Origin of the sequence: Nonomuraea sp. NPDC049504 (assembly GCF_040676845.1) — a bacterium.
GTDB lineage: Bacteria > Actinomycetota > Actinomycetes > Streptosporangiales > Streptosporangiaceae > Nonomuraea > Nonomuraea salmonea.
The window spans coordinates 33,772-57,146 of sequence record NZ_JBFAPT010000008.1; the positions used below are offsets into that span (position 1 = coordinate 33,772).

Below are 23,375 nucleotides of genomic sequence, written 5' to 3' on the forward strand. Positions count from 1 at the left end.
CCAACACGATCGAGAGAACAACGAGCAATGCGTATCAACCGCAAGACGTCCGTCGCCATCGCCGCAGGAGCACTCATGCTGGCGGCCGCCTGTGGCGGTAACGGCGACTCCATGGCCGGGCACGAAGGAATGGGCAGCAGCGCACCTGCCGCCACCACCGCAAGCGCGCAGCCCTCGGCCACGTTCAACGACGCGGACGTCATGTTCGCGCAGATGATGATCCCGCACCACGAGCAGGCGGTCGAGATGGCCGAGCTGGCGCCTGAGCGCGCGACCGACCCGGAGATCAAGGAGCTCGCGGCGAAGATCAAGGCCGCCCAGGACCCGGAGATCCAGACCATGAAGGGCTGGCTGACCGAGTGGGGCAAGGCCGCGCCGGAGGGCGGCATGGGGCACGACATGCCCGGCGTCATGTCCGAGGAGGACATGACGAAGCTCAAGGCGGCCAAGGGGGCGGAGTTCGACAAGCTGTTCGCGCAGCAGATGATCGCCCACCACAACGGCGCCATCGAGATGGCTCGCACCGAGCAGTCGAGCGGCTCGAACCCCGAGGCGAAGGAACTGGCCAAGACCATCGAAACGGCGCAGCAGGCCGAGGTGGAGCAATTGCAGAAGATCCTCGACCGGCTCTGATGGAGGCGACTGGTCCCGTAGCGCGGATTGTGTTTGCCGGGATGCAGCCTGCACAGCTTCCGGGAAGGGCGGCGGACGGCTCGCCCCGGCACCGGCGCCTGCCCTCGGCAGCCGTGTGAAGATCGCCACTTCGACCCACATGGGGACATCCGTGATGGCGTGATCAGGTGTGACGGCGGCTGCGGTAGGCGGCGGTCTTGGCGCGCGCCGTGCAGGCCGGGCTGCAGTAGCGGCGAGAGGCGTTGCGGGTCAGGTCGATGTAGACGGCCTCGCACTGGTGCGCCTCGCACTGCCCGAAGCGGTCGGGGCCGTAGCCGTCCACGATGAGGGCCAGCGCGGTGGCGAACTCGCCGCCCAGCGCTTCCACCTGGGTGCCGCCTGAGCCGTGGAAGTGCAGGTGAAACGGCTGGCCGACGTCCTCGACCAGGTAAGGCTGCGCCCCGTATCTGCGGATCATGGCGTTGATGCGGGCGGCCTGGTCGGCTGGATGCTCGGCCAGCAGTGCCTGCCGCAGCTCGGTGGCCAGCTCGGCCAGGCGCCGCCCCGCGTCCGGGACGGCGCGCAGGTCGGCGCCGGTGCGGTCGCCGAGCTGGGCGGCGATCGTCGCCGCCAGGTCCTCGCCCGTCGATGGCTGCACCGAGGTGCCGCCCCGCTGGCGTGCCGTGGCCAGGTTGACCAGCTCGGCGATCAGCGGGGCCTGGCGGGTGACGTTACAGGCTATTTCCACTTGACTGGTAACACTCCTTCTGGGTGTCATAGGCGTAATCAAGTTAGATAGTAACGGAGCCGCCATGTTCGCGCCCTATCGCCGTCTGCTCACCCACTCAGGCGTCCCCCGCCTGCTCGCCGCCGCCCTTCTCGTCAAGCTGGGCACGCCCGTGCTCAGCCTCGCCCTGCTGCTGGCCGCCGTCGACCGACTCGGCTCCTACGCCACCGCCGGGCTCGTGCTCACCGGCCACGCGCTGGCCCTGGCCCTGTGCGCGCCGCTCGGCGGACGCATCGCCGACCGGTACGGCCCGCGCCCGGCCCTGACCGGCTACCTGGCCGCCCACACCCTCGCCTACACCCTGCTCCTGCTCGCCCCGCCCGCCCTCATGATCGGCGCCGCGGTCCTCCTCGGCGCCACCACCCCGCCCGCAGGATCCGTCGTCAGAAGCGCCTGGCCACGCCTCGTCCCCGCCGCCCTCCTGCCCGCCGCCTACGCCGTCGACAACGCCGTCAACGAACTGATGTTCATCGTCGGCCCGCTGCTCGTGCCGGTCCTGATCTGGGTCGTCCCCGCCCAGAGCGTGGTGGCTGTGGCGGGCGCCGCGATCCTGGCCGGCACGGCCCTGTTACTGACCTCCCCGGCGGTCCGGCAGGCCCAGCCCGCCCCGCCTGGCAGACTGCGCCTGGCCGGGCCGCTCACCCACCGATACACCCTCCTCCTGCTGACCATCACCGCCTGCGGCACGTTCACCTTCGGCTGCCTGCGCATCGCCACCGTCGCCTCGGCCACCACCTTCGGCTCGGCCGCCTCCGCCGGCCTGCTCATGGGCCTCCTGTCGGCAGGAGCCCTCCTGGGCACCCTCGGGTACGGCGCGCGAGCTTGGCCCCTCGGTAGCGGACGCCTGCTCGTCCTGCTCTCGCTCGCCGAAGCGGCCGTCCTGCTCGGCGGAGTCTGGGCACCCGGCTTCGTGCCGCTTGCCATACTGATCACTTTCGTCGGTCTGGTGACCGGCCCACGTGACGCCGCAGTGCCCGCCCTGCTCGCCGACCACGCCCCTGCCGGCTACCGTACCGAGGTCTTCGCCTGGCTCAACACCTTCATGTGGGCCGGCTACGGCCTGGGCACCGCCGTCGCCGGTCACCTCACCGGCCCCGATGACACCGGCGCTACCGCGTTCGGCGCCGCGGCGGCAGCGGCCGCTGCCGCCGCGATCCTGGCGGCCGTCGCCAGCAGACTCGCCCCGCCCTCGCCCAAGCCCGTCGCGGCACCGACCGTCACTCCCGCCCGGGAGTCCGACCAGGTGGCGGATAGCTGAGTTTCGCCGCGCAGACAGCCTTGGTCGGCGAGATCCTCTCCAGAGGTTATGGGAGCAACTTGTCCGGAGTGATGGGGAGGGCTCGGAGGCGGGTGCCGGTGGCGTGGTAGACCGCGTTGGCGATGGCCGCCGCCACCCCGACAATCCCCAGTTCCCCGATGCCCTTGGCGCCGAGCGGGGTCTGGCGGTCGGGCCGGTCCACGAAGCGCACGTCGATGTCGGGCACGTCAGCATGGGTGGGGATGTGCTGTTCGGCCAGGCTGGCGTTGACGATGCGGCCGGAGCGCTCGTCGAGCAGGGTCTCCTCCATGAGGGCCATGCCGATGCCCTGGATGATGCCGCCGCGCATCTGGCCGGCGGCCTGCTTGGGGGAGACGATGCGGCCGCCGTCGAAGGCGCCGGCCCAGCGGGTGACGCGGACCTCGCCGGTGTCCTCGTCCACCCGTACCTCCGCGAAGTGCGCGCCGTAGGTGCTGGTGGTGCGTTTGAGTGTCTGGTACGGCGGCGCCGACTTGCCGGTCACCTCGACATGGTCGCGGCCTGCCAGTTCCAGGATGCGCCGGTAGGTCATGCCGCGGCCGTCCCTGGTGAACAGTCCCTCGTCGCGCGTTTCGATCTCGCCGGGCAGGAGCCCCGCGAGCGGCGTGTCCTTGGCGAGCTTGAGGAGTTCTCGTACGAGTTGGTCGCACGCGTTCCAGATGGCCGAGGCGAGGGTGGTGGTGGCCGCCGAGGCGCCGGGGATGCGGGTCCTGGCCACGTCGGAGTCGCCCTGAAGGAAGCGGATCTTGCCCATGGGCACGCCGAGGCGCTGGGCGGCGGCCTGCGTCTGGGCGGTGGAGGTACCCGCGCCCAGCTCGTTGGTGCTGCTGTGGATGGTGAAGGTGCCGTCGGCGTCCAGTCGCAGCCGGACGGCGGCGATGAGCATGGCGTCGGGGTTGATCGCGGCGGCCATGCCGTGTCCCACGAGCCAGTGCCCGTCGCGGGTGGCCCGGGGGAGCGGGGCGCGTTCGTGCCAGCCGAAGGTCTCCGCGCCGAGCAGGTAGGCCTCTCGCAGGTGGCGGCTGGTGAAGCGGTTGCCCGAGATCGGATCGCGGTCGGGCTCGTTGCGCAGGCGCAGTTCGAGCGGGTCCATGCCGAGTTCCCAAGCGAGTTCGTCCATGGCCGATTCCATGGCGAACGATCCCGGGGCGACGCCGGGGCCGCGGAAGAACGCGTTCTGGATGTGGTCCACCCGGGTCACCTTCTGGTGGGCGGAGATGTTCGGGCAGGCGTACAGGTGGCGGGAGGCGGCGATGGCGGCCTCGGCGAACTCGTCGGCGGTGCACGTGGCCAGCGCGTGGTGGACGATTGCCGTCAGCCGGCCCTGCTCGTCGGCGCCGAGCCGGACCCGGCTGCGCGTCGGCGCACGTCCGCCGGTCATCAGGTACGTCTGCGTACGCGACAATGCCAGCTTGACCGGCCGTCCCGCCAGCCTGGCGGCGGCGACGGCGAGCGCCACGTGCGGCCAGGCGCATGTCTTGCCGCCGAACCCGCCCCCGATGTACGGCGCCAGCACGTGCACCCGATCGAGGGGCAGGCCGAACTTCTTGGCGAGCATCTCCTTGACGCCGTAGGGGTATTGCGAGGTGTCGTACACGGTGAGGTCGTCGCCGTTCCACGTGGCCACGGTGGCGTGCGGTTCGAGCGCGTTGTGGTGCTCGGCCGGCGTGCTGTAGACGGCCTGCACGGTGGCCGTGGTGTCGGCCAGCCCGCGCCGCACGTTCCCGACCACTGTCCTCGACTCTTCCAGCACCGAGTGAGCCGGAGTGTAGGCGGCCTCATCCGACATCGCCAGGGTCGCGGGCTCTGGCGCGTATCGGGCCTGCACGAGCCTGGAGGCGTGTTCGGCCTGCTCCTGCGACTCGGCCACGACGACGGCGATCGGCTGGCCGTGCCAGAAGACGCGATCGGTGTTCAGGATCGGCAGGCTCATTGCGGCGGCGCCGACCGGTGCCCTGAGCGTGGCGTACGCGCCGGTGGGTCTCATCGGTGGCGCGTTCTCGTGCGTCATCACCAGCAGCACGCCGGGCGCCGCGAGCGCCCGGGAGGTGTCGATGGCGGTGACGCGGCCCTTGGCGATCGTGCTGGGCACCGCGACGGCGTAGGCCAGCTCCGCGAGGACGTGGTCGGCGGTGTAGGTGATTCCGCCGGACACTTTCGCGGGCCCGTCGAGCCGGTTAACGTCACGGCCGATCTCGCCGGGCCGGGTGGACAGGGGGTCGTGGCGGCCGTCGGGCAGCAGCCGGGCCACCTTGCCGAGGACTTTGGTGCCGAGGCCGAAGGCGCGTGAGGTGAACGTCATGCCAGCTCCACCAGGGTACGGCGGACCAGCCGCGCCGCCATCTCGATCTTGAACGCGTTGTGGCGCAGGGGTCGCGCTCCCGCGACCGACTCCCTCGCCGCTTCCTCGAAGATCCGCTCGTCCGGCGGCGCACCCGTCAGCAGGTCCTCGGCCGCGTACGCGCGCCACGGCTTGGGCGCCACGCCGCCGAGCGCGATACGGGCGGTGGCGATCGCCCGTCCTCGATTTGAAGGAGTACGGCGGCGCTCACGAGCGCGAAGGCGTAGCTGGCCCGGTCGCGCACCTTCACGTAGGCGCCCCGGGCGGGCGGCCACGGCGGTAGGTCCACGCTCGTGACCAGCTCACTACCCCTCAGAACGGTCTCGATCTCCGGTTTTTCGCCGGGCAGGAGGTGGAAATCCGTGACCGGTACGCTCCGGTCGCCCTCGGGGTCGGTGAGATTGACGGTCGCTCCGAGCGCGGCCAGTGCCACGCACATGTCGGACGGGTGGACGGCCACGCAGCTCTCGCTCGCCCCGAGGACGGCGTGACCTCGGTTGAGCCCATCCAGCGCGTCGCATCCCGCGCCAGGGGAGCGCTTGTTGCAGGCCGCGCCGAGGTCGTAGAAGTAGCGGCAACGGGTGCGCTGCAGCAGGTTGCCGCCCACCGTGGCGCGGTTGCGCAGCTGGGGGGAAGCCCCGTTCAGCAGGGCTCGCGCGAGCACCGGGTAGCGTCGGCGGATCCGGTCGTCGGTGGCGACGTGCGCGTTGCGGGCCAGTGCCCCCAGGCGCAGCCCGCCGTCGGGCAGGTCCTCGATGGCCGACAACGGTAGCCGGGAGATGTCGACGACCCGCTCGGGCCGCTCCACCTCCTCCCGCATCAGATCGAACAGATTCGTGCCTCCGGCCAGGTACCTCACCGGACCCGCGAGCCCGATCGCCTCGGACACCGACGTGGCCCTGACATAGGCGAACTCCCTCATGCCCCGGCCACCTCCCGGATGGCGGCCACGATGCCGTTGTAGGCGCCGCACCGGCACAGGTTGCCCGCCATGCGCTCCCTGATCTCGGCGCCAGTGAGCGGCGCCGGCCGCGTCAGGTCCTCGGTCACGGCGCTCGGCCGGCCGTCGCGGTGCTCGGCCAGCATGCCGATGATCGAGCAGATCTGCCCGGAGGTGCAGTAGCCGCACTGGAACCCATCATGCGTGAGGAAGGCCTGCTGCACCTGGCCGCCCAGCTCGTGGTCCGCCATGGCCTCGATGGTGACGATCTCCATGCCGTCGCACTGCACGGCCGGCGTCAGGCAGGAGTTGACCCGCTCGCCGTCGAGCAGGACCGTGCACGCGCCGCAGGCACCCTGGTCGCAGCCCTTCTTCGTGCCGGTCAGACCCAGGTGCTCGCGCAGGCAGTCGAGCAGCGAGGTGCGGGGATCCAGGGACAGATCATGAACTCGTCCGTTCACGTCCAGATGGATGGGTATGTGGCCGTTCATCAACGCCTCCGACGATTTCGTACATACGTGTACGATTTATTGCCACGATACCCCATGGGTGTATACGGGACGGCTGGGCGCCGCGTTGGAGTGCCCAGCCGTTGAGGTTCGGCTACCGCCGGCGGACGAAGGCCACCATGATCCCCATGGCGCTGTCACGGCTGCTGGGCTGGTTGTGCTGGGCGTGCAAGCTGATCCTGTACCCGAGAGAGAAGGTGTGATTCGGCTCGCAGGTGGTGAAGTCCGACACCGAGCCCATGTGCGCCATCAGCGGGCGTTCGATGGCTGTCCGAGGTGACGGTGTTGGCGTCGGCGGGGTGGCCGTCGGGCCCGGGCCCTGGCCCTGCCGGGCCCATCATGGAGTCGGGCGCGTATCCCGCCACGGAGGTGCAGCCCTCGTGTCCAGGAATGCGGCTAGGCGCCTCGGTCTTCCTGAGAAGAACGCGCTTCTGGTGAACGCCCCGCGTGCGGACTCGGTCAAGCTCAAAGCCGCTGTCGCGCAAGCTGCCGTGGGAGATCCAGGTCGCCGTTCTCGAGTCCGTGTTCAAACCACTCCAACCAGGCAAGCCTGTGAACTCGCTGTCCAGAGAGCGGATCCATACGGTCCTGACAGCGGCTGCGACCAAGCTCGGTGCCCCCTACGTCCGGGGTGCCGAGGGGCCCGAGGCCTTCGACTACTCCGCCCTGCGGCCCTCAGGTGCCCCCTCGCTGAGATGCGGCCAGGCGACCTCATCGTCTGGCGACTGGACCCGACGAACCCCCGCTACATCTCGCATGCGATCATCTACTGGGGGATGGGAAGATGATCCAGGCTCCTCCGTGCACACGCGAAAATCTCGCGGGAGTCGTCAGAGTGGTCACCACCCGGCCGGAACTCTAGCCGTCATGGAGTCGGAGTCCGACGATCAAGGTCGGAGAGCTGCTTCTGGATACGCTCGTGCATTTCGCGCGTGGACCGGTCGGGCTTCCACTCGTGTGGTGCCCTGAGCCAGTCCAGGGTGGTGTGCTCGATGTCCTTCACATCTGCCGACATCGTACGGAGCTTCGTCATGAGCTCTCGAGGTTCCGTAACGGTCATGAAGTGAACGTCAAGGAACAGGTCGAGCGGTTGCCCGATGATCGCGACCCATAGCGCGAAACGTTCATGGGGAGAAGTTACGTGCCGGCGAATCGGTCCCGGCAGGTGAGCCATGACCCACTTGTAGGTCTTGTAAGTCCGGCCGCGTACTGGATAGTTCGAATAGAGGCGAACGATTCGTCCCGTGAGCAGGTTGAACTGCTCAAGGGCATCCTCGATCACCCGATGGTCGGGCTCGGGTAGGAGGACCTGGCCCGCGAGTTCGGTGATCGCCTTCGACAGCCGGCGAGCTGCGTCGGCGTACTGCAGCGCGATGGTGCGACGGTGCTCCTCGTCGCGCGTGCGGCGATCTGCTCGCGCCATGAGCCGGGACGCGTACCAAGCGGCAGCGAGGGCGCCGAGAACGCCGAAGGCCGCTCCGCCGAAGTCTCCCCAGATGACGTCCTGCCACCAACTCCAGTCGTCTGGTGGTACCTCAACGTTGACGACGGGGGCGGGCGGCGTCACGACGACCGTCTGCGTCACCGTGGATGGGGGAGTCGGCTGCGGTTCGAGAGACTGAAGCACGTGGCCGATTATTATAGATATCGGCGCATTAGGTATGGAACGTTACCGATCCGTGAGTAGTGCCCGTTATGTCGCATACTAAAGAGTCGACTGGCGGTATATGTATCTAGGATCGTTGCCCCATGGGTGCAGATTTCCAGCCATACACACTCCACCTTGAGGGTGTCAGTATCGAGGCGTACATCCTAGACAAGGTCAAGCTCAAGTTCCGGCCGCCCTACATCGAGACCGCCGCGCACCCGGAGGCCTTAGAGATGTGGTGGAAGTGGCTCACCTACGTCTTCGACCTGCCCGACCCTGCCAGGGCGCCACGCCTGACGCTGCCGCTGTCCAAGGACGGCAGGGATCTGGTGGAGCGGTACATGCTCTCGATCGACGATCTGCTGGAGAGCTCGCTCCTCAACGTGGAACAGCGGTTCGCATACAACGTGACCGCCGGCGGGGTTGAAGAGAACCTCCAGCGTGAATTTCTCAGCAGAGAGGTCAGCCGGGGCGTTGCGGTTACTTTCCGCCAGTTCTATTCGCCAAAGGAAGAGGCGAGCTTCGAGCGTGTCTACAAGATGCTCTGCAAGCGCCTGAAGGGCGAGCCGCCGAACGTGCGCGAAAACGGCATGCGGATGCTGGCGCCGTGGCATCAGGCGCACAACAAACTTCGCGCCCACTCTCTCAAGCAGCTGGTTCGTAAGAAGATGGTCGAGGACGGTGTCATGGGCGGACCATACGTGGCGTTCGGCTACGAGCGTCCACCCGAGGTTCTCATCTCGTATTACCAGTACGGCGACCTGATCCACTGGGGTGAGAAGAGGGAGCCGCTGGCGAAGGTCGCCGCGGAAGACCCGGTACTTGAGGGGATGTACCGCATCACCTTCATGGAGGCCATGTTCGTTTTCGCCCACATCTACCTGGGATTCGCCCAGGCGATCGAGGCGCTCAGCAGACCCTCCTCCTAACACCCTCCAACATCAACGGCACCACGTCGTCCCCTTGGTCGCGGCGTTGGACTGGCGGGTAGAACCTCAGGCCAACTTTTACGGCTGACGCTGGAGGTCGTTGACACCACTCCTAGTGTCCTGCTTGCGAGGGGCCATGCAGCCTTCCTGCCTATAAGGGGTATTTGGTTCGTGGCGTTCCTGCTCGTCCGATCAGCGCCCGAGAGACCGGAGCAGGCGGTTCATCGTCAGGATCTCTTGGGACTGGTCGTCCTTCACGGATTGGGCGAGATCGAGCGCTTCTCTGTTCTTGCCGTTCTGCAGCTCGTCGATCGCCATGGAGACGGCCTGTGCATGGTGCATGCGCATCATCATGAGAAACATGCGGTCCACTTCCGTCCGGGGAACGGAACGGAGCATCTCGAGATCCTGACTGTTCATCTGCTGCACGGCCGGTGGGTCGGTCATCGGACGGGCGCCGTGTCGCTGTAGCCAGTTCCGGATCTGGCGAATTTCCGCTGTCTGCGCCGCGATGATGCGTGCGGCCAGTGCGCGTACCTGGGAAACCGCGGCGCGCTGCTGGGCCACGGTGGCCATGCGGATGGCGGTTTCGTGATGAGGCACCAGCATGGACATGAACGTCACATCGTGACGTACGGTGGCCGGCGCGCTGGTGACCGCCGCAGCGGTGGGTCCGACGCCCATGGCTGCTGCGGCAGGTGCCGCGGTCACGGCAGCGGTGAGCGGTATCAGGACCCATGCGAGCCAACGCTGAGAACAGGACCGAGTCATGTCATCCCCCTGGTGACGAGCTGTCGCTTCGCTTGACGCGTGCTTCGCTGCTCACGGCGAGGGAGCGTCCCACCCGTTAGCGTCGGCACGCCGGGGGGAGACTGTCCCGTTATAACACATGCCCAACGCCCCGCTGGGCGACCCGGCCTGCCACGGCGGGGTGTCCACCGAACCTCTGAATCAGAAATGGCCGCTTCGAGATCGTCGTAGAGCTTCTACTGCAGTGAGGCACACAGCACCGTAGGCCGCCGGGTCCGGTTTCAGCTCACGGGGTGACCAGGGGCCGGCTCTCATCGCTTCGGCTGGGTTGCGTTCTTCATGACCCGGGGCTGAGGTCAGATGGCCGAGCCGTTTCCCCCTTGGGGCCTGTCGCTGCCACCAGCTCACGTGTGCGCTAGAGGAAGGCACCGGCGGCGACCGCAGGGGCCAGGACCAGCACGGTCCAGGCGAAGCATCGCCGCACCTGCTCGGCTGACAGCCGTGCAGCCAGCCGTCCCGCTACCAGCGAGGCGAGCAGTGCCGTGCCGGCGAAGGCTGCCACGAGGGCGTAGTCCAGGTGCGCGCCGGTGTGCCCGGCGAAGGCGGCCACGGAGTTGATGCAGATGATCACCAGTGAGGTGCCGGCGGCCTCGGTGGCGCTCAGGCCGAGCAGCAGACCGAGTGCGGGCACGACGGCGAACCCGCCGCCGACGCCGAGCACTCCGGTCATGAGTCCTACTCCGGCGCCCGCGGCAAGCGTGCGTGGCAGACAGCGGCGGCGGTTGATCCGGCCCGATTCGGTACGGCAGGCACCGCCATCAGCTTCGGGACCGTGCATCATGCGTATGGCCACCATGACCATGATGACGGCGAAGGCGGGTAACAGCAGCGCGTCCGGCAGGCTGCGGCCGAACAGCGCACCGGCCAGAGCGGCGGGAACGCCGCTCACAGCGAACACGGCGGCCACGCTCCAGCGCACCTGGCCACTGCGTAGGCGTGGGATGAGGGCGCCGATGCTGGAAACGGTGACGATCGCGAGCGCGGTCGGGATCGCCGTCGCCATGGGTTGTCCGGCGCCGTAGACCAGCACCGGCACGGCCAGCACCGAGCCGCCCGCCCCCAGCAGGCCAAGGCTGACGCCCACGACCAGTGCGCCGATCAGCACCAGGGCGAGCGTTGCCGTCGTCATCGGCGACAGGCCTGCGCGAGCGCGGCTGCAGGGTCGGTCGCGGTGGCGCGGTTGTACGGCAGCCGGGCCAGCAGCAGCCCCATCATGCAGGTGTCGCTCGCCCCGGCGTAGGTCAGTCCGGCCCCGACGAACGCGGTGAGGAGCAAGCTCCATGGCGTCAGGACGCTCAGCAGGACGGAGACGAGGACTAGCAGACCGGCCACGAGACGAACCTGCCGTTCCAGGCTCCAGCGTTGCCGGCCTCTGATGACGGGCGCGCCGGCCGCGATCCAGGCGTTCATGCCGCCGGTCATGACCGCCGATGTGGACAGTCCCGCTCTGAACAGTGCGGCATGCGCGGTGCTCGCCCGGGCTCCGGACTGGCAGATGAGCACGATCTGGCCGGGCGCGCCGTCAGTGAGCTGGGGGAGGTGGTTCTGCAGCCGGTCCAGGGGCACGCTGACGGCGCCGTCGATGTGTGCGGTCTCGAACTCGGCAGGGGTACGCACGTCCAGCAGCAGGACGCCGGCGGCGGTGGCGGTCATGGCGCGGGTGGTGGCCACGTCGATGGTGGTCAAGCGGGTTCTCCGTTCGGACGATCAGGGCTGTTCAGGCGGCCACTGCGGCGGCGACCTGAGGGGCTCCGGCTCCGGTGAGCACGACGGGCTCGTAGCCGTGGCGGGTCAAGATGGTGGCGGCGATGGCGGCGCGGCGGCCGGAGCCGCAGGCCACCAGGACCGGCCGGTCCGGATCGAGTTCGGCGGGGATGCCGTCGGTGATCAGGTCGGGCAGGAAGCGCTCGATCGCGCCGGGCAGCGGGGCGGCGCGGTGCTCGCTGGGCATGCGTACGTCCAGAATCTGGGCGCCGGGCAGCCGGTTCAGGAACGTCGGTAGTTCGGCCAGCTGGAAGCGGGCGGTGGCGGCTGTGCCGAGGTCGCCGATGACACCGCGTACGTCGTCCAGTCCGATCCTGGTGAGCTGGGTGCGGGCTTCGGCGACGTCCTGGCCGGGCTCGGCCACCAGGGCGATCGGCTCGCCGTAGGGCAGCAGCCAGCCTGCCCAGCTGCCGAAGTCGTCGGCGAGCTCGATGCCGGTTGAGCCGGGCAGGAAGCCGGCGGCCTGCGCGGCCCGCGGCCGGATGTCGAGCACGTGCACCTCATCGGTCAGGTCGGCCACCGTGATCTCGGGCAGGTCCGGCCCGGGCGCGGGCGGGACGCCGAGCGTGTTGGCGGGGCCTATATACGCGTAGAAGGCGGGGATGGGCATGGGATCGGCCAGTAGCTCGTCAGCGAGCGCGGCGGCGGTGGGCAGAGCGAGCAGGGGGTTGCCGTCCTGTTCGGCGCCGATCGTGGAGGTGTGGCGCCCGGCGCCGGTCGTGGTGCAGAACGATCCCTCGCCGTGGGTCGGGTACAGGCCGACGTCGCGGGGCAGTGCGGCCAGCCGGTGCAGGGAGCCGTGCTGGAGCCGGGCCAAGGTCGGGGCTCGCTCGGGCCCGAGCAGGTCGGCACGGCCCGCGGAGGCCACCAGGAGGCTGCCGCCGGAGAAGACCGCCACCGGCTCGCCATCGATGAGCACCAGGTAGCTGGTGTGCTCGGGAGTGTGGCCGGGCGTGTGCAGCGGCCGGATGCTCAGGCCGCCGCCGGCGGCCAGGTCCTCCAGGTGGAAGGCGGGCGTGTACGGATACGCCGCCGCTGCGGCGGCGGGCAGCACCAGCTCGGCCCCGGTACGCGATGCGGCCTGCTGGGCGCCTGAGACGTAGTCGTTGTGCAGGTGGGTCTCCAGCACCAAGCGCAGCTCGAGATCCCGCTCGGTGACGGCGTCCAGGAATCGGCCGATGTCGCGCTGTGGGTCCACCAGAACGCCCTTGCCTTCATGGACGAGCAGGTAACTCTGATCACCTAGCCCAGGCGTACGGAACGTAATGATCTCCATGTCGATCCTCTCGGAAGCTGGCTACCCCCGGGGGTATGCGCGGTACAGGTACCCCGGGGGGTATGTGGGAGTCATGGGGGTGTGCCTCTGGGCAGGCCGGTCATCGGCAGCTGGCGCCGAAGGAGTGGTCCCGGGGCAGGCCGGGGTCTGAGCGGAAGGGTGGGGAGAGGTCAGGCCAGGGCGAGGAAGAGCTTTTCCATCTCCTCCATCGACATGGGCGGCTGCTCACCGCGATTCTGAGCGTCCTGGCAATGCCGCAGCCCACTGGCCACGATCTTGAAGCCGGCCCGATCCAGCGCCTTGGAAACGGCCGCCAGCTGCGTGAGCACCTTCACGCAATCCTCGCCCGCCTCGATCATCGCGATCACGCCGGCGAGTTGCCCGTGGGCGCGACGCAGCCGCACCACGGCATCGCCAACCATCGATTCCGTCAGCTCCATACCCCCCAGGGTACCTGAGTACGGGTGTGCTGCCGACTCAGGGAGGGCATCGCGCCAGGTCAAGGACCGTACTGAGGCGCCACCATCGGCTGCGGGACCGGCACGCCAGCTCCGATCATGGTCAGAGGAAACCGGCAGCGGACTTGCCGTTCAAGATGGCAACGCCGAAGGCGCTGGCGGTACGCGCGAGAGCCGGGAGATCTACGAACGTTCGTAGTTTCTTGTCGTTAGCCAGCCCACACTCCGGGTCATTCGGACCCGTCCGTAGCCAGTCAACGAACGAGGATTGAAAATGGCGACCCTGCAAGTGGCGGAGATGCTGTCCACCTATCCCAAGGACCTGGGTGGCGTCGACCAGACGCGCCTCATCGCCTGCATCGAGGAATGCCTGCGCTGCGCCCAAACCTGTACGGCGTGCGCGGACGCCTGCCTCAGCGAGGACATGGTCGAACAACTCACCAAGTGCATCCGCACCAACCTCGACTGCGCCGACATCTGCGAGACCACCGCTCGCGTCCTCTCCCGGCACACCGGCTACGACGCCAACATCACGCGTGCCGTCCTGGAAGCCTGCGCGCAGGTGTGCAAGGCGTGCGGTGACGAGTGCGCGCAGCACACGAAGCACCGCCACTGCGGCGTCTGCGCCGAGGCATGCCGCGCCTGCGAACGCGCCTGCCGTGACCTGCTCGGCGCGCTCGGCTGACCTAACGTCGGCTTGACCCTTTCCGGGAGCGTCATCGGCTCTGGAACCGGGATCAGTGTCGTGGCACTACGCAGCTCGTCCGAACCGCAAACTTCGCAGTAGTCCCTGACGCCGCGAGTCGTGGGCGACACCTGTGGTCTGTGGTGTCAGGTGTCAGGCACCGATGTCGGGGCGGCAAGCTTCGACAGGATGGACCAAGCCCGGTCGGCCTGCAGGGGATCGACGGGTAGCACGTGGCGCGACCACCAACGGGCCGGTGCGGGGGCCGGAGACGGTTCTACGAGGCCTGGCGCGTAGTCATCGAACGGCGGGTCGTAGACGTAGCCTGTGATCACCCCTTCCCGTCGCAATGCCTCGATCGCCTTGTCGCGGTCCTCGATGAGCAGCGGCACTCGGAACAGTGGTTGATCGAGATGTTCGCGCACGCCGGGTGCCACCGTCTCCAGCTGGGCGAGCCGGCGTACACCGGCCAGCCTGCGTTCGCGCGTGGCCTCCAGGACCGCGAGCCGCCGCAGTGCATGCCGCTCGGTCGGGCGCCCTTGGCGCATCCGATAGTGGTGGTTGTCGGCCTGTGCCCAGGGAGTGAGCGCGTCCAGCCCGGGATATAAGGTTCCCGTTCCGGTCAGTCGCCAGGCCAGGGCAGTGCGGCGCAGGGGGATCCTGTGTCCTTGCCTGGGCTCGTGAATACCGAGCCATTGTCCGAGTGCCCACGCAGGATGGGCCAGAGCGGTTCCCGCGACGGCGTTCCGGGCGGAAATCATCATCAGGAGCGCGAGTTCGGTTGCCGGGTATCGCGGAGTGAGCCAGTGCTCACGTACACGTTGCAGTGCCTGGCGATCAGCCGATGAGGCCGTCGTCACGATGCCACCCGGAGCCGCTCCGGCGGCCTTGGACAGGCTGAAGATCCCCGCGTCGCCGAAGGTGCCCACACCGCCCCCCGCCACCGTGGTCTGGATCGCGTGTGCGGCGTCTTCGATCAGTGGGATGCCTTGTTCGGCGCACACCCTTCCAAGGGTGATGACGTCGTCCGGGAGACCATAGAGGTTCGTGGTCAGAATCCCGTCGAAACGCAGGCCATCGAGGCTGTGTGCGTCGATGTTGCCCGTGCGGGGGTCGATCGGCGCGATCACCGGGCGCAGTCCCGCGGCCAGCACCAGGAACAGGATCTCGTCAGCCGAGATCGGAGACATCAGCAGGCGCCGGCCCGGCGCCAGCCAGTGGCGGAGTGAGATGAAGATTCCGAACCTGTTCGACGGCACGTACAGACACTCCCGGCCCAGGCGTGAGGCGAACGCGGCCTCCAGTCGCTCGAACATCGGTTCACCTCGAAGAAGACGTGCGATCGGGTGCCGACGAGCGCAGCGTGGTCCGCAGTTTGCCGTAGGTCTTGAGCAAGCGGTCGGCCGGCATCCGCAAGGATGGGTTGGCCAGCACGGTCCTGCGCGCGCTGCTCACTGGCGTGCGGAGCAACCAGCGCACCCCTGCTGCCACTGTCGGGCGGGCCAGCCGGCCCTCGGCCACCCACCACTGTCCGTTCTTGAGCTTCTCCTTGTACTCCTTCTCGCCACGGCCCATGTCGATGACCTGGATTCCGTGCTTGGACGCCTGCTCCGCCATGGCCAGATGCTGGATGAGCCCGGGCGAGTAGACCGCGAAGGCGGGGTCGTAGGCGGGGAACCAGCCTGCCAGGACCGTGTCGCTGCGCAAGCCGAAATGGCCGGCCACCGGCCGGTCATCCACCCAGAGCATGTCGAGGACGCCGTCGAAGGACGGGGTGTTCGTGTGAAGCAGGTCCTCCACCAGTTGAATGATCCAGGGATGTGCGAAGCGGTCAGTGCGGCCCGTCCTGCGATACTGCTCGCTCTTCCATCGGATGAGCGTGCGCAATCCGTCCAGGTCGCGGGTGCCGTAGTGGTGGCGCAGCTCCCCGTGATCCCGAGCGATCTTGCGGGACTTGTACTGCGTGGTCCGATACGTCTTACCGGACTCACGCTTGACGGTGTCGGCATACGCCTCGTAGCCGTCACGCAGGTCAATGATCGGGGAGGGATGTCGGCTGATGTGATGATCGGAAAACTGATGCGCGATCAGGTGATCGAACTCCCAGACGTCCAGCCTGCACGCCTGTAGCAAGTTGTTCACGTCGAGGTCCAGACCGCAGGCGAGGATCATGCCCTGCGCGTCCGTGAGTCCGGCTCCGACCGGCTTGCCCACACCCATCGAATGCTTCTGGAAAGGGAAGAAGCCGACGATCTCGCCGGCGTCCTCGATGACGGCTACCCGCACGTCGTTTCGGAGCCGGCCGACTGTGATCGTGAACTCCGGGCACAGGAACGGGCTGACATGGTCGGTGCTTTCGCGTAGCAAGGTCCGCCAGGTGTCCAGTTCGGCTGGGCCCAGTTCCTTGGGCTGAATGACGGTGATCTTCATTGGCCCCACAGTGCTCGATAGGAATTACTACGCATCATAGTTGATAGCGGTGCCCGTTGGCGCGCGAAGGCGGACCCCGATCGGGTGAAGATCCTCGACCCATCCATTCCAATTCGGTTGGTTGGATCGTGGTACGTCAGAGAGCTCATCCGTAAGCGCAAATGGGCGCACTTCGGCTGGCGGCCGGCGATGATCCTTTGAAGCATCGGTGGTCCGGAGGCGACTGCTTGCGCGAGGCTGGCTTCGTCCTCTGACGATGGATGCATGGCAGGTCAAACCTGGAAGCTTCTCCGACCTTTCATAGTAGTGGTGTGGTGAAGGTCGTGATCGAGGAACGGGGCTCTCGCCTTTCCCTCTCTCGCTCACAGGGGCGGGCGATCCTACAGATCGAGCACTGCTGTTCCTGCTCGCGCCGGCCTCGGTGCCAGGGTCACCGATCCCCAGCGCGAGTGTCCGACCCGATGGTGGCCCAGCACTACGCCGACAACCCGGAATTGGCTGTCTGGCTGGACCGCCTGTGGCTCCACGACGTGTTCAGAGCGCCCTGGTTCGCCGCGATTCATCTCCTGCTGGTCGAGGGCAACGGCTTCGCCGTCAGCCGGACACTTCTGTATACGTCGCCTGCAATCGTCCGGTCCGGCTCATCATGAGCAGGGCTGTCGCGCACGCTCCCCCGAGGGCGGCCAGCGTCCACCACGGCAGCGTGGGCCATCCGAGTGACCGGCCGGTGTCGAATGCGGTTCCGGTGAGGAGGTTGCCCGCGGCGATACCCAGTCCGGACAGGGTGTTGTAGAAGCCGTAGTAGGTGCCGGCCAAGCGATCTCCGCTAAAGCGGGCGATGGTGGCCATCTCGAACGGATAGACGATCATTGTGCCCAGTGTGAGCAGGGCGGTGGTGAGGAGTACGGCAGCGAGGCCGGCGGCCGGGGGGAGTGGCGCGGTCAGGGGAAGGAAGGCGGCTCCCATCACCCACAATCCCCGCACCATGGCTTGCTCGGGGCTCCATCTTCGCTTCACCCACCCGGTCAGGCGTAGCTGCCCGAACGCGGCCATGGAGCCGGACAGCGCGAACAGCAGGGCCACGCCCAGTTCTGAGCCAGTGACACGACGTACTTCGATCGGCAGCCCGAGGTAGACCTGGAAGTTGAGGACGTAGGATCCGGTCATCGCCACGGAGAACAGCAGGAAGGGGCGATTGGCCAGCACCTGACGCCAGTCGCCCAGCATGCCACCCGGTGCCCCCGTCCGGCTGTCCCGCCGTGCGGGCAGCGCCCGGATCTGGGCGACGGCCAGGGCGGCGAACAGGGCGGCGGCGACCAGGCAGGTGGTACGGAAGGCCGCCGCCTGCAGGAGCAGGCCGACGAGCGGGCCGATGAGGACACCGGCCTGGTAGAAGACGTTGAAGACGGCGAACGCCTCAACCTTGCGCTCTCCTGCCTCGCGGGCGAGGTAGGCGCGGGCGGCGGGGTTGAACAGCGCCCCGGCCAGCCCGGTCAGCACGGATGCGACGATCAGCGCGGGCACCGCCTGCACCAGCCCGAGCAGGGCGAACCCGGCGGTGCGCAGGACCAGCCCTGCCATGATCAACGGCTTGCAGCCGAGCCGGTCGGCCAGGCTGCCGCCGATCAGGAACATGCCCTGCTGGCTGAGGTTGCGGACGCCGAGGATCAGCCCGGCCAGCCACACGGCCAGGCCCAGATCGCCGGTCAGGTAGGTGGCCAGGTACGGCATCAGCATGTAGAAGCCGATGTTGATGGTGAGCTGGTTGACCAGCAGCAGCCGGATCGGCTGGCTGAAAGATCGCACCTGCGCCGCCGTGTCCCTCACCGGCCGGCCCTCGCCGGGGAGACGACCGTCGTGCAGCGTGTCCAGCGGGTCACCTCGGCCTCGGCCGGGTGAATGATGTCGTCCGGTTCGGGCGCCGGCATGTGGCCGAGAAGTCCGAGGCCGTCACAGTAGGTGTCGTTGAAGATGGTGTCGAAGTAGCGTTGCGGTCCGTCGGGGAAGACCGCGGCGATGCGGGTGCCGGTGGGCTGGGTCCTGGCCAGCCAGGAGGCGACCAGCGCGACCGCGCCCACGCTCCACCCTCCGGTGGCGTAGTGGCCGGTGGCGAGGCGGCGGCATGCCCACACCGCCTCGGCCGGGGCCACCCAGTGGACCTCGCTGAAGCTGTCGTAGGCGACGTTGGCCGGGTGGATGCTGCTGCCCAGCCCGCGCATCAGCCGGTCGCGGGCGGGCTGACCGAAAATCGTGGAGCCGACCGTGTCGACCCCCACCAGGCGCGCCGACGGGCAGAGGCGCCGGAGTGTCCGGTACACGCCGGCGCTGTGTCCGCCGGTGCCGACACTGCACACCAGCAGGTCCACGTGGCCCAGTTGCCCGGCCAGCTCACGGGCGAGCGCATCGTAGGCGTTGACGTTGTCGGGGTTGCGGTACTGGTCCGGGCAGTACGCGGCCGGATGCTCCTGCAGGAGTTCGAGCACCCGCTGTCGCCGGGCCTGCTGCCAGCCGCCGGTTGGGTGCGGCCTGGCCACGGTGTCGATGCCTGCGCCATAGGCAGTGAGCAGCCGGTGCATCAGCGGTTCCATCCCCGGATCGCTGACCAGGGTGACCGGGTGCCGGTAGACGATGCCTGCCAGCGCGAGCCCCAGGCCCAGCGTGCCGCTGGTGGATTCGATGATCGGCGCGCCAGGCCTCAGCTCGCCCCGGCTACGGGCCTGGCCGATCATGTAGAGGCCGGGCCGGTCCTTGATGCCTCCCGGGTTGTGCCCTTCGAGCTTGGCCCAGAAGCCGCGTTCGCTGTCGCCCCACAGCTGGGGGATCCACAGCACGGGCGTGCCGCCTACCAGCCCGGGGAGGGAAGATCGCCGCGCAGCCTCCCAGATCCGGGCAGGCTGACGCCGATGGATGGTGTTCATGATGATGAGTCCTCGCCACTGTTAGCCATGCGGAGATGTACGGCAGACGCGGCCGAACCGGCACGCGCCGGGCGGGACTACACCCGGGACACGCACACCACAGTGAGCAGGGACGCCCCCGAGGAGGACCCCGTCAGGGACGGGCCGCCGGGCTTTGTCCGAGCCGTGAGCTCTTCGCCGCCTCCGGCCATCAAGGCCACCGGCCGGACGGCGCCGGCCGGGAACAGGTCCGGTGAGGACAGGGCGGCGGGGCTCTGGCACGATGCCGCATGGTGATGGTCGTCGCCCTTGTGATCCGGCGAGCCGTCGGCGTGTGCGATGGCATGCGTGTGATGAGGCGACGGCAAACCGTCGTGAGCATGCGGTCCGAAACCACACAGGAGCAGGTGGAACGCGGCGACGATCGCGAGCACCGCAAACCAGAGGCGCCCACGCGCGTGACGCGTGGAGCTGGATGAGCGGATAACGGCGATCACAGAAAACAACGCTACATCACTCTTCGTGCACTCCTGGTTGACGCTAGGTAATCACGCCGATGCGGGTGGCCTCGTCGCGCGCCCCGTCTTATCAGCGCCGAGATGCGACTCTGACCTCGGAGAGGCGACTCCATGCCCTGCCCGCAGTGCTGGAGCCACGACCTGCGAGCCGGACACTGGCTTCCCATCGTTCCTCTGCTTTCACTCCAGCCACTCTGTTCGGCCGCTGTCGAAGGGGCGAAAGGTAAAGAATTCGCCGCAGAAACCCCGGCAACATAGGGGATCTCGTGACATGCCCCTTACTGACTCGCGGACGTGACTTGCACCGCTCTATGCACTTTTCTTACCTTTAAGGGCCTGGGCGCGCCACCGCATTCGTACGGCGTGCTTCAGATTGCCGAGACCGTGCTCCACCTGCACCTATGTATGACCCGCGGGTGGAGGCGGCCGCCGAATCCGCGACCAGCGGAACCGGGGACCCAACGTCATTTGGGGTGAATCGGAACGCTTCACTGAGGCGCTTCAGTAGGGCACTTCCACGCCCGAACCCGTCAGCTAACCCGGTAGGCGGCATGGAAGCAAGGAGCAAACCCCAGCATGACCAAGACCGTCCTTTCCTCTGCCCTGCGCAAGGTGAATGCGTCCCGACTCGCGCTCGGGGCGGCTGTGACCGCCGGCGCCGTGCTGGCCGGAGCCCCCGCCTTCGCCGCGGATCATCAGGATGACCGTGCCCGGACTGCTGAGATGGCCACCCAGAACGCCGGCCGTGCGACGGCCGACGCGATGATCAAGATCGCGGAGTCGCAGGTGGGAATCACGGAGAACGCCGCCGGTGGCGGTACGCCGTTCCACCAGTGGTACATGTCGTCCCAGCGGGCGCTTGAGACCGTGCAGCGTGACGGTGGGAACGTCCAGGCCTACGCGAACGCACCGTGGTGCGCCATGTTCGTCTCCTGGGTCGGCGAGAAGGCCGGCGTCCGCCCGACGGCCGGCTGGGACGCCTACACCGTGACGTGGGCCAAGTGGTTCCAGGACAACGGGCGCTGGGGCACCACCGCCAAGCCCGGCGCTGTCGTCTACTTCTCCTGGGACGACAGGACCGTCAACAGCATCGACCACATGGGCCTGGTCAAGAAGGACAACCAGAACGGCACGATCACCACGATCGAGGGCAACACCGGCAACGGCAAGGTGGAGGAGCGTATCCGGCCCAAGTCGCAGGTGGTCGGTTACGGCTACCCGCAGTACAGGGCCTGACCGTGCAAAGACCTTCACCCTGATCGCACATCAGCGAGCCCGGCCCTGTGACGCGGGGCCGGGCTCGCTGATGTGTTGGGCCCCGCAGTGTCGGATCACTCACCGGAAGACGCCCGAGGGCAGTATCGGGCGACGCCGAACAGGAAGTCGCCACCGATGCGGGTGGCCCAGCGATCGCCAACCTCCAGGTGGTGGCGGGCCAGCTCGGCCAGGAATTCCCCAGCGGTGAACCGGTCCGCTTCAGGGTGGACGAACAGGTGCCTGTAGGTCGGGCGTGCCAGGGCGGCGGCCGTGACTTCCTCGAAGAACAGGCGTCCGCCAGGTTTCAGCACACGGCCGATCTCGGTCAGAGTCGTTCGCCAGTCGGGGATGTGGTGGATGATGCCGAAGTCGAAGACCGCGTCATAGCTCGAATCGTCGCTGCCGAATACGGAGCGCAGGTCGTTGGCGTCTCCTTGAGCCAGCCGGACACGTCCGGCGTAGCGGGAGAGCCGCACACGTGCGCGGCGCACCATCGCGGGATCCAGATCGACGGCGTCGACATGAGCGGCACCGAACTGGTCGAGAATCAGTTTGGTGCCGTACCCGCTGCCGCAGCCGATCTCCGCCACCCGGCCACCGGGCGTGCGACCGCCCAGCTTGACGAGGAGGGGTGCTTCGTAGAGGCGCTGCAGAGCGCGCCGGGCCGGATTGTTGACGACGAGCGTTTCCACGCGATTCATGAGCATCGGAGCAAGGTCCTTCCCCCCGGACGATGGAGTTGTCCCCGCGCCCTCCGCAGCCGAATCGCCGGAGACGGTGTCGCACACGATGAGCCGCCACTTGGCCTACTACGATAGATAGCAGACTGGGTTTGGGGGTGTGGTGGTGCGTAGTCTCGGTGAGCTGGAGTCTGCGATCATGGAGCACATTTGGTCGTGTGATGCACCTGTCCCGGTTCGCGATGTGCTCGAGCGGCTGCGGGGCGACAGGACTCTGGCGTACACCACGGTCATGACGGTCATGGACAAGCTTCACAAGAAAGGCCTCCTGCGGCGCGTTCAGCATGGCCGGGCCTATTGGTACGAACCCGTCTTGAGCCACGAGGCCTACAGTGCTCAGCTCATGCAGGAGGCGCTGGCACATGGTGGTAACCAGGCGATGACGCTGATCCATTTCCTCGAACGGCTTCCCCCGGAAGAGCACGCCGCGCTCGCTTCCGCCCTGCGCCGGACGGCCCGGCAATGATCGTCAGCATCGCGTTGGCGGCGTACGCCGGTCTGCTCGCCATTGGACTGCCCGGCCTCATCGCTCGCAGCAAGCGGCTGCGTGCCGCGCCGCGTTTGTCGATGGCTACCTGGCTGGCCGGATGCGGCTCCACGATCGCCGCGGCGACGCTGAGCGGCCTGCAGCTCGCCTTTCCCACGCACACGATCGGCGACGGACTCGCCGCGCTGGTCAGCGCGTGCACCGAGATATTGGCTGGTCATCCGCCTCCCCCCGCCACGCGCCCTGCGGTCATGCTGGCGGGCCTTACCGTCAGTGGCCTGATTCTGCTCCGGCTGGGCTATGTGACGGCGGTTGTTGTATGGACCGGCTGGCGCGGTCGGCGTGCCCATCGTGCTGCCCTTCGGCTGATCGGGCAGGAGGATCCCCTGCTGGGAGCGGTGGTGGTCCCGCATGCCGAGCCTGGAGTGTACTGCGTGCCGGGCCGCCGTCCCATGACCGTGGTGACCACGGGAGCCCTTGCCGCCCTGGGCCACCGCGAGCTGGCGGCCGTACTCGCGCACGAGCGCGCCCACGTGCGTGGACGCCATCACCTCCTGCTGGCGGCCGCGCTGGCGGCCTCGCGCGCCTTTCCCCGCCTGCCGCTGTTCAGGGAGGCCGGCTCCGCCGTGCCCCACCTGGTGGAGCTGCTGGCCGACGACGCGGCGGCCCGCCGGCACGACCGGCACGTCATCGCTTCGGCCCTGGTCGCCCTGGCCCGGTCGGCGACCCCGCTGACGGCGCTCGGCGCCGGCGGGGAGACGGCGATCGCCCGGGTGACCCGGCTGCTGGCCCCTGCCCCACCGGCTCCGTCCAGGCGCGACAGAGTCGTCGGCATCGCCTGCCTCGGTGGCCTGGTGGCAGGGCCGGCCTTCGTGAGCCTCACCCCATCCTTGCTCGCTTTTCTCCTTGCATGCCCGGTATTTCGCTGACGCGGAGAGAACCCGACCAGACGTATCCACGACGTTGCATAGTAGCTATGCCGTACCCTTG

At 68.1% G+C, this 23,375-nt stretch carries 23 protein-coding genes, 1 pseudogene and 1 riboswitch; of the genes and pseudogenes, 8 read left to right on the top strand and 16 right to left on the bottom strand.

The window, feature by feature from the left end:
- The first annotated feature begins 75 nt into the window (after nt 1-75).
- Entirely contained in the window at nt 76-633 is a 558-nt protein-coding gene (locus AB0K28_RS17040) for a DUF305 domain-containing protein (RefSeq protein ID WP_364370530.1), read from the top strand.
- 163 nt (nt 634-796) lie between these two features.
- Here AB0K28_RS17040 and AB0K28_RS17045 read toward each other — a convergent pair whose 3' ends face one another.
- Nucleotides 797-1,360, bottom strand: coding sequence for a CGNR zinc finger domain-containing protein (locus AB0K28_RS17045; RefSeq protein WP_364370533.1), 564 nt, complete (start codon nt 1,358-1,360; stop codon nt 797-799).
- Between the two features lie 64 nt (nt 1,361-1,424).
- On the opposite strand from AB0K28_RS17045, the gene AB0K28_RS17050 reads away from it, so the two are divergent.
- Nucleotides 1,425-2,657 (top strand): MFS transporter, encoded by a 1,233-nt coding sequence (locus tag AB0K28_RS17050; RefSeq protein ID WP_364370536.1) that lies wholly within the window; start codon nt 1,425-1,427, stop codon nt 2,655-2,657.
- A gap of 46 nt (nt 2,658-2,703) precedes the next feature.
- Here AB0K28_RS17050 and AB0K28_RS17055 read toward each other — a convergent pair whose 3' ends face one another.
- From AB0K28_RS17055 to AB0K28_RS17070, 4 genes and pseudogenes are all read right to left on the bottom strand, one after another.
- A complete protein-coding gene (locus tag AB0K28_RS17055) occupies nt 2,704-4,998 on the bottom strand; it encodes a xanthine dehydrogenase family protein molybdopterin-binding subunit (RefSeq protein ID WP_364370539.1) in 2,295 nt (764 codons plus the stop codon).
- A pseudogene (locus AB0K28_RS17060) lies at nt 4,995-5,959 on the bottom strand (xanthine dehydrogenase family protein subunit M). The gene AB0K28_RS17055 and the pseudogene AB0K28_RS17060 overlap by 4 nt, the downstream one beginning before the upstream one ends.
- A complete protein-coding gene (locus tag AB0K28_RS17065) occupies nt 5,956-6,468 on the bottom strand; it encodes a 2Fe-2S iron-sulfur cluster-binding protein (RefSeq protein WP_364370542.1) in 513 nt (170 codons plus the stop codon). Before AB0K28_RS17065 ends, AB0K28_RS17060 begins: the two are co-directional and overlap by 4 nt.
- 883 nt (nt 6,469-7,351) lie before the next feature.
- A complete protein-coding gene (locus AB0K28_RS17070; protein ID WP_364370545.1) occupies nt 7,352-8,113 on the bottom strand; it encodes a hypothetical protein in 762 nt (253 codons plus the stop codon).
- Between the two features lie 122 nt (nt 8,114-8,235).
- Here AB0K28_RS17070 and AB0K28_RS17075 point away from each other — a divergent pair, with 122 nt between their 5' ends.
- Nucleotides 8,236-9,063: a hypothetical protein gene (locus tag AB0K28_RS17075; RefSeq protein ID WP_364370548.1), complete on the top strand. Its 828-nt coding sequence runs from the start codon at nt 8,236-8,238 to the stop codon at nt 9,061-9,063.
- Between the two features lie 192 nt (nt 9,064-9,255).
- Here the strand turns inward: AB0K28_RS17075 and AB0K28_RS17080 are convergent, their stop codons facing one another.
- The 5 genes from AB0K28_RS17080 to AB0K28_RS17100 all read right to left on the bottom strand — a co-directional run bounded on the left by AB0K28_RS17080 (nt 9,256) and on the right by AB0K28_RS17100 (nt 13,353).
- Nucleotides 9,256-9,747 carry a DUF305 domain-containing protein gene (locus tag AB0K28_RS17080; protein WP_364370551.1) on the bottom strand — a complete coding sequence of 164 codons (492 nt, stop codon included), beginning with the start codon at nt 9,745-9,747 and terminating at the stop codon, nt 9,256-9,258.
- Nucleotides 9,748-10,228: 481 nt separating this feature from the next.
- Entirely contained in the window at nt 10,229-11,002 is a 774-nt protein-coding gene (locus tag AB0K28_RS17085; RefSeq protein ID WP_364370554.1) for a sulfite exporter TauE/SafE family protein, read from the bottom strand.
- Nucleotides 10,999-11,559, bottom strand: a complete 561-nt coding sequence (locus AB0K28_RS17090) for a rhodanese-like domain-containing protein (RefSeq protein WP_364370557.1) — start codon at nt 11,557-11,559, stop codon at nt 10,999-11,001. The genes AB0K28_RS17085 and AB0K28_RS17090 overlap by 4 nt, the downstream gene beginning before the upstream one ends.
- 31 nt (nt 11,560-11,590) lie before the next feature.
- The gene (locus AB0K28_RS17095) at nt 11,591-12,913 is read right to left on the bottom strand and encodes an MBL fold metallo-hydrolase (protein ID WP_364370560.1); all 1,323 of its coding nucleotides are present in this window, start codon (nt 12,911-12,913) and stop codon (nt 11,591-11,593) included.
- A gap of 170 nt (nt 12,914-13,083) precedes the next feature.
- Entirely contained in the window at nt 13,084-13,353 is a 270-nt protein-coding gene (locus AB0K28_RS17100) for a metal-sensitive transcriptional regulator (RefSeq protein ID WP_364370563.1), read from the bottom strand.
- 301 nt (nt 13,354-13,654) lie between these two features.
- On the opposite strand from AB0K28_RS17100, the gene AB0K28_RS17105 reads away from it, so the two are divergent.
- Complete coding sequence (locus tag AB0K28_RS17105) at nt 13,655-14,056, top strand: four-helix bundle copper-binding protein (RefSeq protein ID WP_364371192.1); 402 nt, start codon at nt 13,655-13,657, stop codon at nt 14,054-14,056.
- 146 nt (nt 14,057-14,202) lie between these two features.
- Here the strand turns inward: AB0K28_RS17105 and AB0K28_RS17110 are convergent, their stop codons facing one another.
- Both AB0K28_RS17110 and AB0K28_RS17115 read right to left on the bottom strand, forming a co-directional pair.
- The gene (locus AB0K28_RS17110) at nt 14,203-15,372 is read right to left on the bottom strand and encodes a DegT/DnrJ/EryC1/StrS family aminotransferase (protein ID WP_364370566.1); all 1,170 of its coding nucleotides are present in this window, start codon (nt 15,370-15,372) and stop codon (nt 14,203-14,205) included.
- A gap of 4 nt (nt 15,373-15,376) precedes the next feature.
- Nucleotides 15,377-16,486 (bottom strand): GNAT family N-acetyltransferase, encoded by a 1,110-nt coding sequence (locus AB0K28_RS17115; protein WP_364370569.1) that lies wholly within the window; start codon nt 16,484-16,486, stop codon nt 15,377-15,379.
- A 461-nt stretch (nt 16,487-16,947) separates the two neighbouring features.
- Here AB0K28_RS17115 and AB0K28_RS17120 point away from each other — a divergent pair, with 461 nt between their 5' ends.
- Nucleotides 16,948-17,136: a cytochrome c biogenesis protein ResB gene (locus tag AB0K28_RS17120; RefSeq protein ID WP_364370572.1), complete on the top strand. Its 189-nt coding sequence runs from the start codon at nt 16,948-16,950 to the stop codon at nt 17,134-17,136.
- On the opposite strand, the gene AB0K28_RS17125 is transcribed toward AB0K28_RS17120, so the two are convergent.
- From AB0K28_RS17125 to AB0K28_RS17135, 3 genes are all read right to left on the bottom strand, one after another.
- Nucleotides 17,081-18,292, bottom strand: a complete 1,212-nt coding sequence (locus tag AB0K28_RS17125) for an MFS transporter (RefSeq protein WP_364370575.1) — start codon at nt 18,290-18,292, stop codon at nt 17,081-17,083. The two genes, AB0K28_RS17120 and AB0K28_RS17125, sit on opposite strands and share 56 nt — an antisense overlap.
- Before the next feature lie 17 nt (nt 18,293-18,309).
- The gene (locus tag AB0K28_RS17130; RefSeq protein ID WP_364370578.1) at nt 18,310-19,404 is read right to left on the bottom strand and encodes a PLP-dependent cysteine synthase family protein; all 1,095 of its coding nucleotides are present in this window, start codon (nt 19,402-19,404) and stop codon (nt 18,310-18,312) included.
- A 77-nt stretch (nt 19,405-19,481) separates the two neighbouring features.
- Nucleotides 19,482-19,880, bottom strand: coding sequence for a hypothetical protein (locus tag AB0K28_RS17135; RefSeq protein WP_364370581.1), 399 nt, complete (start codon nt 19,878-19,880; stop codon nt 19,482-19,484).
- 438 nt (nt 19,881-20,318) lie between these two features.
- Nucleotides 20,319-20,465, top strand: a riboswitch (cyclic di-AMP (ydaO/yuaA leader).
- A 12-nt stretch (nt 20,466-20,477) separates the two neighbouring features.
- Between AB0K28_RS17135 and AB0K28_RS17140 the strand changes: the two genes are divergently transcribed.
- Entirely contained in the window at nt 20,478-21,137 is a 660-nt protein-coding gene (locus tag AB0K28_RS17140; RefSeq protein WP_364370584.1) for a CHAP domain-containing protein, read from the top strand.
- A 95-nt stretch (nt 21,138-21,232) separates the two neighbouring features.
- Here the strand turns inward: AB0K28_RS17140 and AB0K28_RS17145 are convergent, their stop codons facing one another.
- A complete protein-coding gene (locus AB0K28_RS17145) occupies nt 21,233-21,865 on the bottom strand; it encodes a class I SAM-dependent methyltransferase (protein ID WP_364370587.1) in 633 nt (210 codons plus the stop codon).
- A 139-nt stretch (nt 21,866-22,004) separates the two neighbouring features.
- Between AB0K28_RS17145 and AB0K28_RS17150 the strand changes: the two genes are divergently transcribed.
- Entirely contained in the window at nt 22,005-22,364 is a 360-nt protein-coding gene (locus AB0K28_RS17150; RefSeq protein ID WP_364370590.1) for a BlaI/MecI/CopY family transcriptional regulator, read from the top strand.
- Nucleotides 22,361-23,314 (top strand): M48 family metalloprotease, encoded by a 954-nt coding sequence (locus tag AB0K28_RS17155; protein ID WP_364370593.1) that lies wholly within the window; start codon nt 22,361-22,363, stop codon nt 23,312-23,314. Before AB0K28_RS17150 ends, AB0K28_RS17155 begins: the two co-directional genes overlap by 4 nt.
- Nucleotides 23,315-23,375 lie beyond the last annotated feature (61 nt).

Coding starts and splice junctions, on each gene's coding strand:
- AB0K28_RS17130 (WP_364370578.1), bottom strand. CDS start 19,404: ATGAACACCATCCATCGGCGTCAGCCTGCCCGGATCTGGGAGGCTGCG.
- AB0K28_RS17120 (WP_364370572.1), top strand. CDS start 16,948: ATGGTGGCCCAGCACTACGCCGACAACCCGGAATTGGCTGTCTGGCTG.
- AB0K28_RS17080 (WP_364370551.1), bottom strand. CDS start 9,747: ATGGGCGTCGGACCCACCGCTGCGGCGGTCACCAGCGCGCCGGCCACC.
- AB0K28_RS17085 (WP_364370554.1), bottom strand. CDS start 11,002: ATGACGACGGCAACGCTCGCCCTGGTGCTGATCGGCGCACTGGTCGTG.
- AB0K28_RS17040 (WP_364370530.1), top strand. CDS start 76: ATGCTGGCGGCCGCCTGTGGCGGTAACGGCGACTCCATGGCCGGGCAC.
- AB0K28_RS17110 (WP_364370566.1), bottom strand. CDS start 15,372: ATGTTCGAGCGACTGGAGGCCGCGTTCGCCTCACGCCTGGGCCGGGAG.
- AB0K28_RS17095 (WP_364370560.1), bottom strand. CDS start 12,913: ATGGAGATCATTACGTTCCGTACGCCTGGGCTAGGTGATCAGAGTTAC.
- AB0K28_RS17065 (WP_364370542.1), bottom strand. CDS start 6,468: ATGAACGGCCACATACCCATCCATCTGGACGTGAACGGACGAGTTCAT.
- AB0K28_RS17050 (WP_364370536.1), top strand. CDS start 1,425: ATGTTCGCGCCCTATCGCCGTCTGCTCACCCACTCAGGCGTCCCCCGC.
- AB0K28_RS17115 (WP_364370569.1), bottom strand. CDS start 16,486: ATGAAGATCACCGTCATTCAGCCCAAGGAACTGGGCCCAGCCGAACTG.
- AB0K28_RS17055 (WP_364370539.1), bottom strand. CDS start 4,998: ATGACGTTCACCTCACGCGCCTTCGGCCTCGGCACCAAAGTCCTCGGC.
- AB0K28_RS17155 (WP_364370593.1), top strand. CDS start 22,361: ATGATCGTCAGCATCGCGTTGGCGGCGTACGCCGGTCTGCTCGCCATT.
- AB0K28_RS17145 (WP_364370587.1), bottom strand. CDS start 21,865: ATGCTCATGAATCGCGTGGAAACGCTCGTCGTCAACAATCCGGCCCGG.
- AB0K28_RS17075 (WP_364370548.1), top strand. CDS start 8,236: ATGGGTGCAGATTTCCAGCCATACACACTCCACCTTGAGGGTGTCAGT.
- AB0K28_RS17140 (WP_364370584.1), top strand. CDS start 20,478: ATGACCAAGACCGTCCTTTCCTCTGCCCTGCGCAAGGTGAATGCGTCC.
- AB0K28_RS17100 (WP_364370563.1), bottom strand. CDS start 13,353: ATGGAGCTGACGGAATCGATGGTTGGCGATGCCGTGGTGCGGCTGCGT.